Annotated in this window: 18 protein-coding genes; 7 read left to right on the top strand and 11 right to left on the bottom strand. The window is 61.4% G+C overall.

The genetic code is table 11. The features are described 5' to 3' along the window. Positions 1-2 precede the first annotated feature (2 nt). From NKJ78_RS02165 to NKJ78_RS02140, 6 genes are all read left to right on the top strand, one after another. The gene (locus NKJ78_RS02165) at positions 3-470 is read left to right on the top strand and encodes a chemotaxis protein CheW (RefSeq protein ID WP_023700505.1); all 468 of its coding nucleotides are present in this window, start codon (positions 3-5) and stop codon (positions 468-470) included. After that, complete coding sequence (locus tag NKJ78_RS02160; protein ID WP_352459454.1) at positions 467-1,708, top strand: CheR family methyltransferase; 1,242 nt, start codon at positions 467-469, stop codon at positions 1,706-1,708. The genes NKJ78_RS02165 and NKJ78_RS02160 overlap by 4 nt, the downstream gene beginning before the upstream one ends. Further along, positions 1,708-2,412 (top strand): chemotaxis protein CheW, encoded by a 705-nt coding sequence (locus tag NKJ78_RS02155; RefSeq protein WP_081725531.1) that lies wholly within the window; start codon positions 1,708-1,710, stop codon positions 2,410-2,412. The genes NKJ78_RS02160 and NKJ78_RS02155 overlap by 1 nt, the downstream gene beginning before the upstream one ends. Then, positions 2,409-4,682: a hybrid sensor histidine kinase/response regulator gene (locus NKJ78_RS02150; RefSeq protein ID WP_023742810.1), complete on the top strand. Its 2,274-nt coding sequence runs from the start codon at positions 2,409-2,411 to the stop codon at positions 4,680-4,682. Before NKJ78_RS02155 ends, NKJ78_RS02150 begins: the two co-directional genes overlap by 4 nt. Positions 4,683-4,704: 22 nt before the next feature. Then, a complete protein-coding gene (locus NKJ78_RS02145; RefSeq protein WP_023682287.1) occupies positions 4,705-5,724 on the top strand; it encodes a chemotaxis response regulator protein-glutamate methylesterase in 1,020 nt (339 codons plus the stop codon). A gap of 64 nt (positions 5,725-5,788) precedes the next feature. Then, positions 5,789-6,742, top strand: coding sequence for a response regulator (locus tag NKJ78_RS02140; protein WP_023669440.1), 954 nt, complete (start codon positions 5,789-5,791; stop codon positions 6,740-6,742). A 13-nt stretch (positions 6,743-6,755) separates the two neighbouring features. Here the strand turns inward: NKJ78_RS02140 and NKJ78_RS02135 are convergent, their stop codons facing one another. The 5 genes from NKJ78_RS02135 to NKJ78_RS02115 form a co-directional block, all read right to left on the bottom strand. After that, positions 6,756-7,445: an RraA family protein gene (locus NKJ78_RS02135; RefSeq protein ID WP_352459455.1), complete on the bottom strand. Its 690-nt coding sequence runs from the start codon at positions 7,443-7,445 to the stop codon at positions 6,756-6,758. Next, on the bottom strand, positions 7,438-8,610 hold the full coding sequence (locus tag NKJ78_RS02130) for an alpha-hydroxy acid oxidase (protein WP_352459456.1): 1,173 nt from the start codon (positions 8,608-8,610) through the stop codon (positions 7,438-7,440). Before NKJ78_RS02130 ends, NKJ78_RS02135 begins: the two co-directional genes overlap by 8 nt. Before the next feature lie 68 nt (positions 8,611-8,678). Further along, a complete protein-coding gene (locus NKJ78_RS02125; RefSeq protein WP_023713489.1) occupies positions 8,679-9,584 on the bottom strand; it encodes an SMP-30/gluconolactonase/LRE family protein in 906 nt (301 codons plus the stop codon). A gap of 657 nt (positions 9,585-10,241) precedes the next feature. Continuing rightward, positions 10,242-10,646: an MAPEG family protein gene (locus NKJ78_RS02120; protein ID WP_023682292.1), complete on the bottom strand. Its 405-nt coding sequence runs from the start codon at positions 10,644-10,646 to the stop codon at positions 10,242-10,244. A 194-nt stretch (positions 10,647-10,840) separates the two neighbouring features. Continuing rightward, complete coding sequence (locus tag NKJ78_RS02115; RefSeq protein ID WP_023689456.1) at positions 10,841-11,773, bottom strand: LysR family transcriptional regulator; 933 nt, start codon at positions 11,771-11,773, stop codon at positions 10,841-10,843. Positions 11,774-11,865: 92 nt separating this feature from the next. Here NKJ78_RS02115 and NKJ78_RS02110 point away from each other — a divergent pair, with 92 nt between their 5' ends. After that, complete coding sequence (locus NKJ78_RS02110) at positions 11,866-12,879, top strand: NADP-dependent oxidoreductase (RefSeq protein ID WP_352460140.1); 1,014 nt, start codon at positions 11,866-11,868, stop codon at positions 12,877-12,879. A gap of 60 nt (positions 12,880-12,939) precedes the next feature. On the opposite strand, the gene NKJ78_RS02105 is transcribed toward NKJ78_RS02110, so the two are convergent. The 6 genes from NKJ78_RS02105 to NKJ78_RS02080 all read right to left on the bottom strand — a co-directional run bounded on the left by NKJ78_RS02105 (position 12,940) and on the right by NKJ78_RS02080 (position 17,263). After that, positions 12,940-13,575: an SGNH/GDSL hydrolase family protein gene (locus NKJ78_RS02105; protein WP_023819366.1), complete on the bottom strand. Its 636-nt coding sequence runs from the start codon at positions 13,573-13,575 to the stop codon at positions 12,940-12,942. 101 nt (positions 13,576-13,676) lie between these two features. Beyond that, positions 13,677-14,279, bottom strand: a complete 603-nt coding sequence (locus NKJ78_RS02100; RefSeq protein WP_352562374.1) for an alpha/beta fold hydrolase — start codon at positions 14,277-14,279, stop codon at positions 13,677-13,679. Then, positions 14,180-14,509 (bottom strand): alpha/beta fold hydrolase, encoded by a 330-nt coding sequence (locus tag NKJ78_RS02095; RefSeq protein WP_352562332.1) that lies wholly within the window; start codon positions 14,507-14,509, stop codon positions 14,180-14,182. Before NKJ78_RS02095 ends, NKJ78_RS02100 begins: the two co-directional genes overlap by 100 nt. Before the next feature lie 272 nt (positions 14,510-14,781). Further along, the gene (gene rbsK / locus NKJ78_RS02090) at positions 14,782-15,711 is read right to left on the bottom strand and encodes a ribokinase (protein WP_023739339.1); all 930 of its coding nucleotides are present in this window, start codon (positions 15,709-15,711) and stop codon (positions 14,782-14,784) included. A 4-nt stretch (positions 15,712-15,715) separates the two neighbouring features. Continuing rightward, positions 15,716-16,168 carry an RbsD/FucU family protein gene (locus NKJ78_RS02085; RefSeq protein WP_023739338.1) on the bottom strand — a complete coding sequence of 151 codons (453 nt, stop codon included), beginning with the start codon at positions 16,166-16,168 and terminating at the stop codon, positions 15,716-15,718. A gap of 42 nt (positions 16,169-16,210) precedes the next feature. Then, the gene (locus NKJ78_RS02080) at positions 16,211-17,263 is read right to left on the bottom strand and encodes an ABC transporter ATP-binding protein (protein WP_023711517.1); all 1,053 of its coding nucleotides are present in this window, start codon (positions 17,261-17,263) and stop codon (positions 16,211-16,213) included. Positions 17,264-17,282 lie beyond the last annotated feature (19 nt).

Raw genomic sequence — 17,282 nt, 5'->3', positions numbered from 1 at the left:
CAATGCTATTCCTCGCCTTCAGCATGGGTCCGGATCGCTACTTGATCGATGTCCACAAAATTGAAGAGGTGCTGCCCTATATCGACGTGAAAGTTCTTCCGGGTGCGCCAACTGGTGTGGTGGGTTTGGTCAGCTATAACGGAATACCCATCCCCCTGATCGATGTCACCCTTCTTGCGCTTGGCCGACCATCGGAGCGCCTGTTGAGCACCCGGATCGTTGTGACGCGCTATCCGGCGGATGATGGCGAGCGACGCCTGCTGGGGCTGATCGCGGAACGGGTGACGGATACGATCGAGCGAGACCCGGCCGATTTCGCGCCGTTCGGACTGGAACCAGGAACCCCGCCCTATCTTGGGCCGGTGGCTTCCGATGGTTTGGAGATCATTCAGTGGGTCAAAGTGGAAGCGCTGCTTTCGGAAGAGATTCGTACCGCTTTGCTCCGCCAGGCGGCAATAGGTGATCAATGACCGGAGCAATAGAAAAGCTCCTGACGGAAACCATTGGACTGGACAGTGCCAGCGTTGGTCCGACAGTGGTTCGTCAGGCGGTCAGAGAACGGATGGAAGCATGCCGGATAACCAACCCTCAGGCCTATAGGCAACACTTGGCCGGTTCCTCGCAGGAGCTGCAGGAGCTGATCAATGCGGTGGTGATCCCAGAGACCTGGTTCTTTCGCGACCGAGAAGCGTTCACGATGCTGGCGCGGCATGCGCGCGCGCACAAGCCTGCTCAGCCGATAAGAATCCTGAGCCTGCCATGTTCAACCGGCGAAGAGGCTTACTCGGTCGCCATGGCCATGTTCGATGCCGGCTTTGAGGCGCATGAGTTCAAGATCGATGGCGTGGACGTCAGCAGCCGCAATATCGCGACGGCTGAACACGCCATCTATGGCCGCAATTCGTTTCGCGGCAGCCATTTAGAATTCAAGGATCGCTATTTCGAAGCGGCCGAGGGCGGGTTGCGGCCTGTTGCTGGGGTGCTGAAACAGGTTCGGTTCATGGTAGGAAACCTGTTCGGTTCTCACGCGCCTTTCGGGCAAGAGGTCTATGACATCCTGCTTTGCCGCAATTTGCTGATCTATTTCAATCGAGAGCTGCAGGATCGCGCATTGATCTGCCTGAAGGACCTGCTGGCCAAAGACGGACTTCTTCTGGTCGGTCCGGCGGAAGCAGCTCTTCCAAGGGTGCATGGCTTTCTTTCCGCTGAATGGCCATTGGCCTTCGCCTTTCTGAAATCGGAGCCCGTCAAGACCACGGCACCGAAGGTTTCGGCCGCCGTCCCGGTGCGGACGCCAAGCCCTAAGGTCAACAAGAACGAGCCTCTTCGTCCGTTCCGACCGACAATTGGCAATGAACGCCGCGGGCAGGCTCCGGCCAAGCCGCTTGCACGCGCCTCGGAAAGCCTCATCGCGGTTGAACGGATCGCCAATGCAGGACGCGTAAAGGAGGCACAGGAGGTCGCCCTGGCGCATCTCAGGGAGTTCGGTCCTTCCGCAGAAATCTTCTACCTGCTGGGCCTCGTCCAGGATGCGGATGGTTCTGCACCCGAAGCCGCGCAAAGTTATCGCAAGGCGCTCTATCTCGCGCCAAATCATCGAGAAGCTCTTGTCCATCTGGCCTTGCTGCTTAGCAAGCAAGGCGACCATAACGGCGCCGAGGCGCTGGCCGGCCGGCTGGGTCGGGTCCAGAAAAGGAGCGGCAGTTGATGGCGGCTTCGACAAGGATCGCTCAGCCGGTGGAGCAGATCGAAATCAACGACTGCTGGCGGCAAATAGGCGTACGGGGTGACAAGTCATGTCCGCTACTAGAGCAGCATCTCCACTGCCGCAATTGCCCGACCTACAAGAAGATCGCACGACGCCTCCTCGACCGTGCAGCTCCCTCGGCATCTCGCGACGAATGGCCTGACAACGCTGGTCGTGCAGGGATCGATTCGGCAGACAACGACGCGCTGCAGACGGCCGTTCTCTTCCGTTTGGGGGAGGAATGGCTGGCACTTCCAGTCGGTATTTTTCATGAAGTGGCTGAGTCTCGTCGCGTTCATTCACTTCCACATCGCAGGAACAGTGCACTGCTCGGCATTGCGAATGTCCGTGGTGAATTGCTCATTTGCCTTTCCCTGGCCGAATTGCTCGGGATAGACGAGCGCAAGGAAGGGGAACAAGGCACGCGAACCAAGGTATTTCGCCGCCTTGTCGTGGTAGGCGAGCGCGACAAGCGGGTTGCTTTTATGGTTGATGAGATCCACGGCTTACATCGGTACCAGGAACGCGACACTCTCGCTGTTCCGGCCATGATTGGGAAGGCACTGTCTGCCGCTACGGTTGCCGTGCTGCCATGGCAAGGACGAGCCGTTGGCTGTCTCGATCCACGACAACTGCTCACGATGCTGGATCGGAGCATCGCATGACAGATGAAGACTTCAGCCAGGTTTCGATGCTCAGCCTCTTCCAGGCCGAACTGGAGACGCAGTCACGGGCTCTGACCTCTGGACTTCTGGCACTCGAACGCGATCCTATCGCCGCCGACGCCCTGGAAGCATGCATGCGTGCCGCGCATTCCCTGAAAGGAGCTGCCCGCATCATCGACCTGATGCCCGCAGTCAAAGTTGCAAATGCGATGGAAGACTGCCTGGTCGCAGCGCAACGCGGGCATCTGAGGGTGCGACGGGAGCATATAGACGCGCTTCTGCAAGGTTCTGACCTTTTGAAATTGATCGCATCGGGATCATCGAGCGAGAGCGCCAACTCAGAAGTCGAAACCTTTCTCGCGAAGTTCGAGGGGTTGTCCCTCCCCCAGGCAAAGCCCGGGCCCCAAGATTCTGCAGCTGATTTCGCAACTCCAGATCATGCCCAGGAGCAACTGGCGACGACCTCTTCAGCGAACCTCCTCGTTGGGGCGGTGCCGCAAGCCCACGGCAGCATCAGCTCTGATAGAATGGTTCGGGTGACGGCAGACAGCCTGAACCGATTGCTCGGGCTGGCTGGCGAGTCGCTGATGGAAGCTCGGCGGCTCAGGCCATTCGCTGACGGGCTGCTACGGCTGAAGCGACTTCAATCGGACCTCGCAAGTGCATTCGACAATCTTCATGCAGTGCTGCCGCCGGTTTCAAACGATGCGGCGGTGGTGGAGGCGCTGGCTGAAGCGCAGCGAAAGCTTCGGTTGAGCCAAGCGTTCCTGGCGGAGCGTTTCGATGAGTTGGATTCAGTGGATCGGAAAGCGACCGATCTTGCCAACAGATTGTACGACGAAACGTTGGCGAGCCGGATGCGGCCTTTTGAGGACGGCGTGCGACACTATGCGAGAATGATCCGCGACCTCGGCCGTACCCTTGGCAAGCGGGTGCGACTGGAGATCGTAGGCGGCTCGACCGGCATCGACCGCGATATCCTCGAGCAGCTCGATGCCCCTTTGGGGCACCTTCTGCGCAACGCTGTAGACCATGGGCTTGAACCGCCTGAGGAGCGCCTCGCGATGGGCAAACCCGAAGAGGGGCTCATCAGGCTCGAAGCGAGGCACAATGCCGGGCTGCTGCAGATAGCCGTGGTGGACGACGGCAGGGGGATAGAGCTCTCGAAGCTGCGCGAGACCGTCGTCGCCCGGCAACTTGCAACCAGGGAAAGTGCTGAAACACTCAGCGAAAGCGAATTGCTCGCATTTCTGTTTCTGCCAGGCTTTTCCATGAAAGCGGGCCTTACCGACGTCTCAGGTCGCGGTGTGGGGCTCGATGCAGTGCAAGCCATGACGAAGGAAGTCCGGGGAGTCGCAAGCGTCTCCTCAGAATTTGGCCACGGAACCCGATTTCAACTGCAATTGCCGCTGACATTGTCGGTCCTGCGCACGCTGCTCGTCGATGTCGATGGAGAGCCCTATGCTTTTCCACTCGCTGCCATTTCCAAGACTTTGAAACTGCAGCGGACGGAGATCAACGTCCTGCAGGGCCGGCCGCATTTTCGATTGAACGATCGACAGATCGGGCTGGTCACCGCTCGCGAGGTGCTCGATCGAGGTGAGCCCGGATCGGAACCGAACGAACTATCGGTCGTCGTCGTGGATGCGGGTCGGGGCGATGCGTACGGCCTGATCGTTGACCGTTTTCTCGGGGAACGCGAGTTAGTGATCAGACCTCTCGATCCACGGTTTGCCAAGATCAAGGACATCAGCGCAGCGGCCCTGATGGAAGACGGTTCGCCTGTTCTGATCTTCGACGTCGACGATCTGATCCGATCGGTGGAAAAGCTTGCATCGTCCAGCGGATTTCGAGCTCTTCGGCGCGCCGCGGGCGGTCCCGAAGCGAGCAGGCGCAAGCGCGTGCTCGTGATTGACGATTCACTGACGGTTCGCGAACTCCAGCGCAAGATGCTCGGCAATTACGGTTATGAGGTCGAAGTGGCGGTAGACGGCATGGACGGGTGGAATGCCGTCCGGTCTGGTCCTTTCGATCTCGTCGTCACCGACATCGACATGCCTCGCATGGATGGCATCGAGCTGGTGAGTTTGATCAGAAAGGACGCTGATCTCAAGAACACACCCATTATGATCGTTTCATACAAGGATCGGGAAGAAGATCGCGCGCGCGGGCTCGACGCAGGTGCGGACTATTATCTGACCAAGAGTAGTTTTCAGGACGAGGCGCTGATCCATGCCGTCGTGGACATGATTGGCGAGGCGGCTGAATGAGATCGAGATTGGAAGCCAGCGAATGAGAATCGGCGTAGTTAACGACATGCCGATGGCGGTTGAACTTCTGCGTCGACTGGTTCTGTTGACCGGCGAACATCAGGTCGCGTGGATCGCGACTAATGGGCGTGAGGCGGTCGAGGTCTGCAGACGTGATCTGCCGGATCTGATACTCATGGATCTAGCGATGCCAGAGATGGACGGCGTGGAAGCGACCCGCAGAATCATGGCGGAAACCCCGTGCTCAATCTTGCTGGTGACCGCCAGTATCGAAGCCAACCTCGCCGGCGTCTACGAAGCAATGGGTCATGGCGCGCTTGACGCAGTCGATATTCCGTCAGTGGGCATCGAAGGCAACGCGTCCTCGCAATCCGCCCGGCTTTTGACGAACAAGATACGAACGATAGGCAAGTTGATCGGCGATGCGCCTACCCAGGCAAAAAGGCGGATGTCACGTGCGGCTGAGCCGTCAACTCGACACGTGATAGCAATCGGCGCCTCTGCGGGCGGGCCGGCTGCCGTTGCCGCAGTCCTGAGCGCGTTTCCCGTTGATTTTCGCGGCGCGATTGTGCTCGTCCAGCATCTCGATGCTCAGTTCGTTCCAGGCCTTGTTGATTGGCTAGGGCAGCATACGCGTCTCCCGATCCGTCCGGCGGGGGAAAGGGATAGTCCACAAGCGGGCACCGTTCTCGTTGCCAGTTCTGCGGATCATCTGGTTTTCAAGTCAGCTCAGCAACTTGGCTATACGCCCAGCCCCAAGGACAATGTTTATCGGCCGTCGGTAGATGTGTTCTTCGAAAGTGCGGCGCAATGGTGGCCTGGCTCGGTGATTGGTGTTCTGCTCACAGGCATGGGCAGAGATGGTGCGCGCGGGCTGAGACAGCTCCGTGACAAGGGACATCTCACAATCGCGCAGGATAGAGCAACCAGTGCCGTCTATGGCATGCCGAAGGCCGCCGCCGACATCGGCGCGGCTGTTGATATTCTTCCTTTGGGTGCGATCGGCTCACGTATAATCGAAGCCTGCGAGCGCTCCACGTGAAAGGCCCCTTCCGATGACGCAAGAACCAGAGTTGGTCCCGCCACTCGCAGATAACTATTCATCCATGGTTCTGCTCATCGATGATCAGATCATGGTTTGCGAGGCGGTCAGGCGCGCCCTAGCCAACGAGCCCGATATTTCCTTACACTTCTGCACCGACCCGTTGAGAGCGATGACGGTCGCGGATGAGGTAAAGCCAACCGTCATCCTGCAGGATCTCGTCATGCCCGGGGTGGATGGGCTACATCTGGTGCGAGAATACAGGAAGCATGCGTCGACACGCGCGGTTCCAGTCATTGTGCTGTCGAGCAAGGAAGATCCAGCCACCAAGGGCGAAGCCTTCGCTGCGGGCGCGAACGACTATCTCGTCAAACTGCCGGATCGTATCGAGTTGATTGCACGCATTCGATATCACACGCGGGCCTATCTGGATCACGTCCAGCGAGACTCGGCACACCGAGCGCTGAGGGAAAGCCAGCGACAGCTGATCAGTGCAAATCTAGAGCTTGAACGTCTGACGCGGATCGATGGCCTGACAGGTCTCGGTAACAGGCGCTATTTTGACGAATATCTGGCGGCTGAATGGAAACGCGCTTTTCGCGCACAGTCCCCACTGTCGCTGTTGATGATCGATGCCGATAACTTCAAACGATACAACGATACCTATGGCCATATGGCCGGCGACGATGTGCTGAAGCAAATCGCCCGCGTAATCCAGAGCGGTTCCGGCCGCTCCACCGATCTCGCTGCGCGGTACGGAGGCGAAGAGTTCGTCATCGTGCTGGTCGACACCATACTGGAACAATCCAGTGCGATCGCCGAGCGGCTCGTCCAGAGCGTGCGAGAGTTGAACATACCCCACGGCCCGGATCGCGTGACCATCAGCGTCGGCGTCGCAACAGCGGTGCCCACCGAGAACGAGACGCCAAACGATTTCGTCAATGCCGCCGATTTGGCTCTGTTTCGTGCCAAATCGGAAGGACGAAATCGTGTTGCGCTTCATATGTCCCGCAGCTAGAGAAGCTCACATCTCAGTCAACGAAGCGCGCCCTGTTCGATTTGAGGACGACCTTGGCGAAGTCGGGCATCTCGAGACCTTGCCGCACCAGGCCATCAAGAGTTTTCTCAGCCGCCCTGATGGCGGAGAGCCGGGCCAGCACAGTCTCAGCCTCCAGGCGAGGCACCACGGCGACACCGTCGCGGTCGCCGACCAGTATGTCTCCCGGCGAGATAGTCACTCCTCCCACCACCACCGGGAATCCGACCGTGCCTGGACCATTTCGCGCAGGCGAATTCGCAATGACCCCGGCACAGTAAACCGGCAACCCGACCGCCTCGATCCCGACAACGTCGCGCACCAGGCCGTCAGTGATGAAGCCGGCGACCCCCTTGTTGCGCGCCATGCCGAGCACGAGATCGCCAGTTACCGCGGTACCGGCAAAGCTGTCGGTGGCCGCGACGATGACATCGCCACTTGCTGCGGCATCCAGTGCTCCAAACAGGGCGAGGTTGTCGGCGGGACCGCAGTGACAGGTCACGGCGACGCCGACCATCGTCGCAGTAGCTGGCGACAGTGGCTTGATCGCATAATGCAAGGCGCCGCGTCCCCCCATCGCGTCTACGACCTGGCTAACCGGCACGCCCGCAAAAGCACTGATGATTTCTGCTGCGGGCCGTTCGAAACGGCGCTTGATGGTGAGCAGTGGTGGGTCTTCAATCATGTAGCGGCCCCATTCCCTGAACGAACGAAATACAGTCCGGCCCGAGGTCGCGCAGGCTCCGCGCGCCCATCAGTCCCATGACGCGGTCGATCTCCTTGCGGTAGAGTTCGAGCACGTGGCGTACCCCCTCCTCGCCGGCGACCGCGAGCCCCCACAACTGCGGCCGCCCAATCAGACAGCACGAGGCGCCGAGCGCCAGGGCCTTGACGACGTCAGAGCCTCGCCTGATGCCGCCGTCGATAAGCACTGGTACGCGGCCGGCGACAGCCGCGACAACCGCCGTCAACGCGTCCAGGGATGCGGCGGCGCCGTCAAGCTGACGTCCCCCATGATTGGATACGATGATGCCGTCGATTCCTCGGGCTACAGCCTCGGCGGCTTCGCTGGGATGCAGGACGCCTTTCAGCAACAACGGTCCGGACCAGACAGTGCGCAGCCAGTCGACATCGGCCCAGGAGAGTCCGGGATCGAGCATTGCGGCCATTCGGCCCGCCAGTGCACCGACCGTCGCCGTCTCGCCGGGGCGCGCGTAGTTGCCGAAAGTCAGTTTCGGGAGTCGGGTGCGCATACGAAGAAGCCACGCCGCCTTGGTGGCGGCCGCGAGGGTTCCGGCCACACCGAAGCGCGGCGGGATGGCAAAACCGTTGCGGATGTCGCGTTCACGGTTGCCAAGCATCTGGTTATCAATGGTGAGCACCAGCGCGTCGTAGCTTGAGGCACGCGCCCGATCCACCATTTCTCGGGTGAAGCCGCGATCGGTATAGACGAACACCTGCATCCACCGTGGGCTACTTCCGGTGGCTGCTATATCCTCCAGCGTGCAGACCGATCCGTGGCTGGCGCAGTAGAATGTCCCTGCGGCCGCTGCGGCTCGGGCGGCTGCGCGCTCGCCGTCGGGCCAGAACAGCCCAGCCAGGCCGGTTGGCGCGATGCCCAGCGGGATGGCAAGTTTCGCGCCGAAGAGGTCAAGGGAAAGGTCTCGCGTCGTTGCACCGTTGAGTGGTCGCGGCAGAATGGCAACCTCGTTGAAAGCTTGCTCGTTCCGGCGCAGCGTTCGCTCATCCTCGGCACCGCCATCGGCGAAGTCGAACACCGGGCGTGGCAAAGTCCGCCGCGCGGCGACGCGGACCGCGGCCACGCTGTACAGGCGCTTCAACGCCGCCATCGGAGCAGACGATGCCGCACCGCCGGCACCGCGGTCATCGCCTGTGTTTGAGGCGGACGAGGAGCTACTCACGGTTGCTTTCCGCCGATGCGACCATGATGCGTCGGTCCACCGCCTCCCGGAACACGCACGCAGGAGAGTGTTCCCTCAAAGGAGGGATCGCTGCCGGTCGCCAGCACGCCGGCATTTGTCACCCAAAGCATCTCGCCCGAGAAGACGCAGTTGGTCGTTGCCTTGCCGCAGACGAAGAAACCTTCCGCTGTGCCGTTGGGCTTCAGAACGTGAATGCCGTTGGCGGCAATATCCGTGACATAAAGGCGGCCATCGGCTCCGACCTTCAGCCCGTCCGGAATCGGATTGGGCCCAGGCAAGCGGCCCAGGTCTTCGACGCAACCATCCGGACGCTGCCGCTTGACGCGCCCCGTATAGGACTCCCCCCAAATGATCGAGCCGTCGGCTTCGATCGCCACACCATTGGGGAAGGTCGGCTTGTCGAAGCCGAGAGCAAGGTACGCACTGCCGTCGGGGTTGACGGCAAAGATGTAGCTTGGGTCCGGATTCCCCGGGTTGTATGTGCCGGGATCGCTGAAGATGAGCCGACCGTCAGCAGCAAATACAAGATCGTTTGGCCCATTGAGCCGAATGCCCGCGACTTCGCTCAGCAGGATTTCCGGCTTTCCGCCTTCGGCAACCCGCTGGATCGATGGCGTCGTCATGTCCGCGGCCCGCCAAGGTCCGGTCGTGCCGCCGTTCTGGCAGACATAGAGCAGGTCATCCGATCCGAGAACGCAGGCGTTGGGCGCTCCGGCAACATACGCGAACTGGCGAGCACTTCCGTCGCGATCTATGGCCGTCAGCTGGCTGCGATAGCTTTCGACGATGACAATTCGGCCATCGGGCAGCACCGTCGGGCCCTCGGGCCAGCCAAGGCCGGTCGCGACAACCTCGACGGCCAGCTTTTCAACCTCGTTCATCGTGCGACCCCCAGAACGGCAGACTATCAAGATTTGTCGGGTATAATCCAGCCTGACGATCTGGCGGTCACCGGACCCGGCGACTCGAAAGATAGCCAGGCTGACGTGCGCGTTGCTGGGCCCCCACTAGGCCGGCCCCCCACCCCGGCGCCGGTGAACCCCGACGGGCGGAGGCCTATGGCTACAGCGCGAGCCGATCGGTGTCTACACAGCTCGGTAGCACTGGCTTGCTCCTCCAGGTTGGGTGGCAGGATTAGGTGCTGCTGAGGCCAGCGTGCAAGGAACAAGTGCAGGTGGAGAAGGTTGAATCTCAGTTCCTCTCCCTCTAACACTCACAAAGTCCAACAATTCTCTGCTCCGCTGCCAGGCGCTCTTGAGCCCGAGCGTTTGCAGGGCGTGCGTGTGGCCAAAAGCTGGGGAGCGCCGCAGCGCCCAGGCGTGCAAATTGCTCTCTGAACGCCGATCCTTCTCCGAAGCTGGGGAGTAGCCCCAAAATCCAACGGCAATATCATGCCTCAACGGCGGTTTTGCCACTGCCAGTTTTGCGGTTCGCTCGCCTGTCAAAAGGGACAGTCTTTCGGGTCACGATCCGGAGTGGGTTTGCCAAGGCTCCCGGAATCGAGGTGGCCCACTTTTGCGTCGGGGCTCCGCCACTCTTCAGATCAACAGCAACCAGCACCAATACGCACCAATCACCATTTGCACAGCGAACGCGGTGAACCTGAGACTGACCGCGAGTTGGCTGGTTGAGACGAGGTGGATCACCGACTGCACTATACGTGCGCCTAACATCGTGGAGGCCAAGGGATCCGTGACATCTGTCTTTGAAATGATGATCGCGACTCCGAGCAGACCTCCGAAGATTGGAAGCCCTTCAATGCAGTTGGCGTGGGCACGGGCTAACCTCCGCATAAACGGGGAGAGGGCTCCGTTATCTGGCGTAAAGCCGTTTGCCGGGACTTGCCCAGAGATCACCAGGTAGCTCCGGATAACTTCCATCACGATCAGCAGGGCCAGCGCCCACGAGATGAAGCCAGTCAATGCGTAAGCACTCGCCGACATGTGCCCTCCCCGTGCTAGCACTCTAGGTCGTTGTAGCCGATCAACTAGTCTAATGCTATTCGACGAGGAGGGGCGGCCTGTAGTGGGGCCGAAACGGAATAGCAGCTTTTGGACGTTGTGCCCAGAATAGCTGCCGTTCAGCCAATCAGCAGTGATTGACCGCTTTCGCCCTTTAGCGACCCTTCCGCGCCAGATCAGTCGATGCTTGAAGCTGCCATTCGCAGAGTGAAAGCGGCGTCGAGCATGGTCAGAAAGGCGCGCACGGCGGGGTTGGCGCGTCGGCTTGCCGGCCAGAGCACGGTGACATTGTTTCGCTCGACCGCGAACGTGGACAGCACTGGGACCAGTTCGCCGCGCTTCACATAGGGAGCCGCCATGAAGGAGGCGCCTATGCCTATCCCACCGCCGGCTGCCAGCATGATGAGCACGGCATCGCTGGCATCGGCGACCACACCGGAATTGGGCACGATCTCGATTTCACGGTCGCCAATCCGGAAGGGCCAGCGAAAGGCCTGGCCTGTGCTCTGATATCGAAGGTTGACGGTGTCGTGCCCTTCCAGGTGATCGGGATGGGTCGGTGTGCCGCGTTCCTCGAGATAGGCTGGCGAGGCGAAGCAGCAAAGCCGATGGGGTGCGAGCTTGCGTGATAGTAGCCGGGTGTCAGCCAGATCACCGATGCGTATGGCGACATCGATCCCTTCCTCGATCATGTCCACCATCTGGTCACCCAGCCTGAGATCGACGATCAGGTTCGGATGGAGCCGACGGAAAGCCGGTAAAGCCGGAGCGATCAGATGCAGTCCGATCGGCAGCGACGCGGCCACGCGCAACGTGCCCGATGGTTCGGAGCGCGCGGTCATTGCCGCCTGCTCTATTTCCTCCGCCTCGCGTAGCAGACGCAGCGCGCGCTCATGCAGGTCGCGCCCTTCGGGCGTGAAGGTGAGCGAGCGCGTTGTACGGGTAAACAGCGACACTCCTAAATGCCGCTCGAGCCGCTGGACGCTCTTGCTGACCGCCGACGGGGAAATCGACAGCGCGCGCGCCGCTGCCGTGTAGCTGCCCAGCGATCCCGCACGCGCGAAGGCGATGATGCCAGTGAGCCGATCCAAAGTGATATGTTCCGCCATGGCATTACTTAACCGCCATCGGCACCGATTATCAACCGGCGGTCATGCCGCTAGATTCGCTCCAATGACATGGATGAGCGGAGATTTCACCAATGAGCGATAAGATGAAGGCAGTCCGTCTGCACGCATTCGGTGGTCCCGAGATGCTGGTGTACGAAGACGCGCCTAGGCCGGGTGTGAAGCCCGGCGAGGTGCTTGTCCGAGTCCAGGCGGCCGGGCTTAATCCGCCAGACTGGTATCTGCGGGATGGCTATCGCGCACTGCCGCCAGAATGGCGACCCAACGCGTCCTTCCCACTGATTCTCGGCACGGACGTGTCGGGCGTCATTGAAGCGGTTGGCGCTCACGTCGCTGATTTCAGCATCGGTGACGAGGTCTACGCAATGGTTCGCTTCCCCGATAACTTGATGACGGGTAGCAATGCCTACGCGCATTATGTCAGTGTGCCGGCATCGCATGTGGCGTTGAAACCAGCCGGCATCGACCATATTCATGCGGCTGGTGCGCCGATGTCGCTTCTGACGGCATGGCAGTTCTTGATCGAACTTGGCCACGACGAGCCGAATCCGTTCCAGCCCTTACCGCATGAGCCGGTGCCCCTCGACGGCAAGACGGTGCTCATCAATGGTGCCGGAGGCGGTGTCGGGCATCTGGCCGTCCAGTTGGCGAAATGGCGGGGCGCTCGCGTCATCGCGGTGGCATCGGCCAAGAACGAGGCGCTGATGCGCGATCTCGGCGTGGATCAATTCATCGACTACAAGACAACCGCGGCGGAAGATGTCGTCCGAGACGTCGACCTTGTCCTCGACGCGGTGGGCGGCGCGGACATGGAGCGCTTCTTCCATGTTCTGAAGCCGGGCGGCGCGCTGTTCCTGGTCAACCCACTGGGCTTCGCTGGTCACGAAGAGACAGAGAGGCTGGGGATCACGGTCTCATCCACACAGGTTCGATCCAATGGCGCGCAGTTGGCAAAAGCCGCCCGCCTGCTCGACGAGGGCCTTGTGCGTGTCGTCATCGACAGCACATTACCGCTGGCCGAGGCATCGCGCGCACATGAGCGCGCCGCCGACGGCAGTATTCAAGGCAAGATCGTGCTGGCCGTCTGAATTGTTGCTTTCAGTCGCCCGACCATCGAGAGTGCAGACGGTCGGGCGGGATTACGCCGTTCAGCCGACGAAGACCACCGACCGACGTCCGGCTAAATCGTGCTCGACTACAAGTGCCGCGATGGCTGCCGCGATCTTCGCGCCGCCTTGCACTGACGGTTCGATAGGATTGGCGAAGTCCGCGTCCTCATTCGATACCAAGCGCAGGTCGACGAGCGGCAAACCGCGCGAGAACGCCGCCCGGGTGATGACGTCGTTGAGGACCGTCAGGGCAGTTGCGGCAAGTCTACGACGCTGTGGGTCGGGAAAGCGCGCCTGGTAGATCGTGCAGATAGCGGTGGGTAGGTTTTGGCCCAGCGCCCCCTCGAGCATCGTACAGTAGTCGTGCTCGAATTCCTCCCGGACATCGCTGATCCTGTCCAGAACCTCGGCCACCGAACGGGCCCCCTGCTCCAGAATCCCTGCATGACGAAGAGCATCATTGCCACCGACGCTGACGACAAGATGGCTAGCATCCTGGGGGAGCCGTTCAAGCTGCCGCTCGACGCCGCTTGTGACGGCGCCGTCGACGGCGTTTAGCGTTGCACGCCACCCCTCCGGCAAGCGCTCCCGCAGCTGTCGCACTAAGTCGGGCCCGCGCGCGACATAGGCAGCGTTGTCAAAGATCGAATCCCCGAGAAGGACGACGTGTGGCATCGGATGCTCCGTTGAGGCCTCTGCCAATGCTGCATCAGCAGAGGAGGTAAGGTGGTGGGTTGTGACCGCGGCAGCGAGCACGGTCAGGAGATCACGGCGAGTCAGGCCACCTGCAGAACGGAACGGCATCTCAGCCGTCCAGGAACGCCAGAAGCGCGGCATTCATCGCGCTGGCCTCTTCGCGCTGTACCCAATGCGTCGCCTTCTCGAACGTCTGCAGGCCCCGATCGTTGCAAAGGGCCAGACTGCGCTCGGCCAGGCCATATTCCAGAGCTTGGTCCTGCATCCCCCACAGTACAAGGGTCGGCGTCGTGATCCGCTCCTTCAGGCTTGGGCGGAAGCGCAGCGCCCGATACCAGTTGAGCATGCCGGTCAGCGCCCCCGGCCGTTCCCAGGCCTGCCGATACTCTGCGATTTCCTCCGCCGTGAAGGCATCTGTTCGGCTGGATTTGATGAGCGCCCGTGCCAGCAGAGCCGAGCGCCCCGCCCCCAGAAAAGCCTCCGGCAGCAAGGGGAACTGGAAGAAAGGCCGCATAGCTGCTCCGCAGGAACTGGGTCGGAGATCGCAAGGAATGGGCAAGCAGCACCTCGGGATGGGGCGCGTTCAGGATGACGAGCCTTTCCAGGCGGTGCGGCAGCTTTGCGCCTGCCGCCCAGGCGACGATACCGCCCCAGTCATGACCGAGGAGGTGAAACCTTCCGATGCCGAGCGCGTCGGCGATGGCAACGACACGCCGACGAGCTTGGGGAGCGTGTATTCACGGATGGCTTTCGGCTTGTCACTGGTGTTGTAGCCCCTCTGGTCGGGAACGATGACCCGGAATCCGGCGGAAGCGAGCGCATCGATCTGCCGTCTCCAGCCGATCCAGAAGTCGCCGGGAGCAGTCTGTCCCGGTCCAGCCGCTAGGCTGGCAGCAGCGGAGGCGTCGATCAAAGTGAATACCTCGCGGAGTTGACGAGGAGTTCTGATAGGCAAGTTTCAATTTCGCGCTTTTTCCCGCAAATTCGAGAGCGTAAGGAATTGAATCAGTCGTTGATTAATCAGGCGTTTTCGCCGGCCTGTCACGCCGGAGGTCGCGGGTTCGAGCCCCGTCACTCGCGCCATTTCTCCTCAGGAGAAATGTGACATAATCGTCTAGAATCATGGTCTTGCATGAGGCAATTAAGATCCGGTCGGATCTGAACTCGATCTCTCCCGCAACGACCTCACCCCTCGGCCAGCAGCGCCTCGACCTCCTGCAGCGTCGGCATGGATGGCGCCGTACCCGGCCTTGTCACCGAAATGCCGGCGACGGCGCAGGCGAAGCGGACGGCTTGCAGCGGCTCCACGCCTTTGGCGAGTGCGGCGGCCAGGCCGCCATTGAAGGCATCGCCCGCACCGGTAGTTTCGACCACTGCGCCGGCATTGACCACCGGGACATGGTCGGACCGAGCGGCCGTGTGCAGCAGCGCGCCTTTTTCGCCGAGCGTGATGATGACCGAGCCGACGCCTTTTTTGAGCAGGCTGTCGGCGGCGCGGCGAGCGTCGTCGATCGAAGAAACCTTGATGCCGGTCAGTTCCTCGGCCTCGGTTTCGTTGGGGGTCACATAGTCGCACAGCGTGTAGATGCGGTCCGGCAGCTTGGCCGCCGGCGCCGGATTGAGGATGGTGGTCACCCCTGCACCGCGCGCGATTTCGAGTGCGCGCAGTGCCGCGTCGATCGGCTGTTCGAGCTGGGTGACGAAGACGCCGGCGCCGCCGATCAGGCCGGCGTTGGCCTCGATGTCTTCAGGCGAGATCAGCATCGCTGCACCCGGGCTGACGATGATGGCGTTGTTGCCGGTTGTCTCCTCGATGAAGATATAGGCCGCGCCGGTATAGCTTTGCGGCGTGTCGATCACGGGGGATTTAACGCTCGCCTCTGCCCAGGTCGCCTTGGCCATGTCGGCGAAAGCATCGACGCCAAGCCGGGTCAGGAAGGTGACGTCCGCGCCGAGCTTGCCTGCCGCCACCGCCTGGTTCGAGCCCTTGCCGCCAGGTCCCAGCTTGAAGGAATTACCAAGAATGGTTTCACCCATGCGCGGCTGTCGATCGGCCCGGTAAGCGGTGTCGGCGACGAAAACGCCCAGAATGACGACAGGTTTGCCCGACGCCATGGCCCTACTCGGCATCCGGCGGCACGACGCCCTTGCGAAAGGCGAAGCAGCCATAGAAGCGGCGCTCCCCGGTCTGGATGACGCAATAGGCTTTCTTGGCGCGCTCGTAGAAGGCATAGCGCTCGACCGAGATCATCGGCCAGGCCTTGCCCTCGGCCTTGTCGATCTCCTTCTGCACCTCTTTTTGCACCGGCGGAATCTCGTCCGGCTTGCCGACAATCTCCATGCGCGCGGCCGCATCGTCGACGAATGTGTCGAGCGGATAGAGCGACAGCACCGCCTTGGCGACATCGGCCGCCGAGGCATCGATGCGCAGCAGCTTGCCGAGCACGGTCTGCTTTGCCACCGAATCGGCGGGGAAATTGGTGTCGGCGATGACCAGATCGTCGCCGTGTCCCATTGCCCTGAGCGCCTGGAGCACATCGGCATTGAGCAATGGGTTGATCCCTTTGAGCATGGCAGTCCTCGTCAAACAGGTTTGGTCAAAGTCGATTGGAAATCAGAGCCGGTTGCCGGTCTCGGCGTCGAAGAGATGGACCTGGTCGAGGCGCGGCTTGAGATTGAGCGTGTCGCCGGGCTTGAAGTCGTGGCGCTCGCGAAACAGCGCCACCATCTCGCCCTCGCCGAAACGCACGAAGACCAGCGTTTCGGAACCGGTCGGCTCGACCACCGAGATCTTTGCTGGCACGCCGTCGGCATGGATTTCGAGATGCTCGGGCCGCACGCCATAGACCACGGCCTGGCCCTCCTTGGCGGCGCTGCCGGCCGCGATCGGGAACAGCGTGCCCGCTATCTCGACCTTGTCGCCCTTGCGCACCACGCCCTTGAGCAGGTTCATCGACGGCGAGCCGATGAAGCCGGCGACAAACAGATTGGCCGGCCGGTCGAACAATTCCAATGGCGCGCCGACCTGCTCGATACGGCCATCGCGCATGACGACGATCTTGTCGGCCATGGTCATGGCCTCGATCTGGTCGTGGGTGACGTAGATGGTGGTGGTCTTCAGCCGCTGGTGCAGTTCCTTGATCTCGGTGCGCATCTGCACGCGCAGCTTGGCGTCGAGATTGGAGAGCGGCTCGTCGAACAGGAAGACCTGCGGATTGCGCACGATGGCGCGGCCCATGGCGACGCGCTGGCGCTGGCCGCCGGATAGCTGGCGCGGATAACGTTTCAGGTACGGATTGAGGTCGAGAATGTCGGCGGCGCGCTTGACCCGCTCGGCGACCACGGCTGGATCGGTCTTGCGCAGCTTCAGCGCAAACGCCATGTTCTGCTCCACCGTCTTGTGCGGATAGAGCGCGTAGTTCTGGAACACCATGGCGATGTCGCGCTTGGCCGGCGGCAGATTGTTGACGATGCGCTCGCCAATGGCGATCGTGCCGCCGGAGACGGTCTCCAGCCCGGCCACCATCCTGAGCAGCGTGGACTTGCCGCAGCCCGACGGGCCGACCAACACCACGAACTGGCCATCGGCGATATCGACGCTGACCTCGTGCAGGACCTTGACGGTTCCGAACGCCTTGGCCACATTGCTGATCGCGACTTGAGCCATCGTCCCCCCTTTTCTCGCG

Source organism: Mesorhizobium sp. M0037 (assembly GCF_040323635.1).
GTDB lineage: Bacteria > Pseudomonadota > Alphaproteobacteria > Rhizobiales > Rhizobiaceae > Mesorhizobium.
This window is presented reverse-complemented; position numbering and strand designations above follow the sequence as displayed.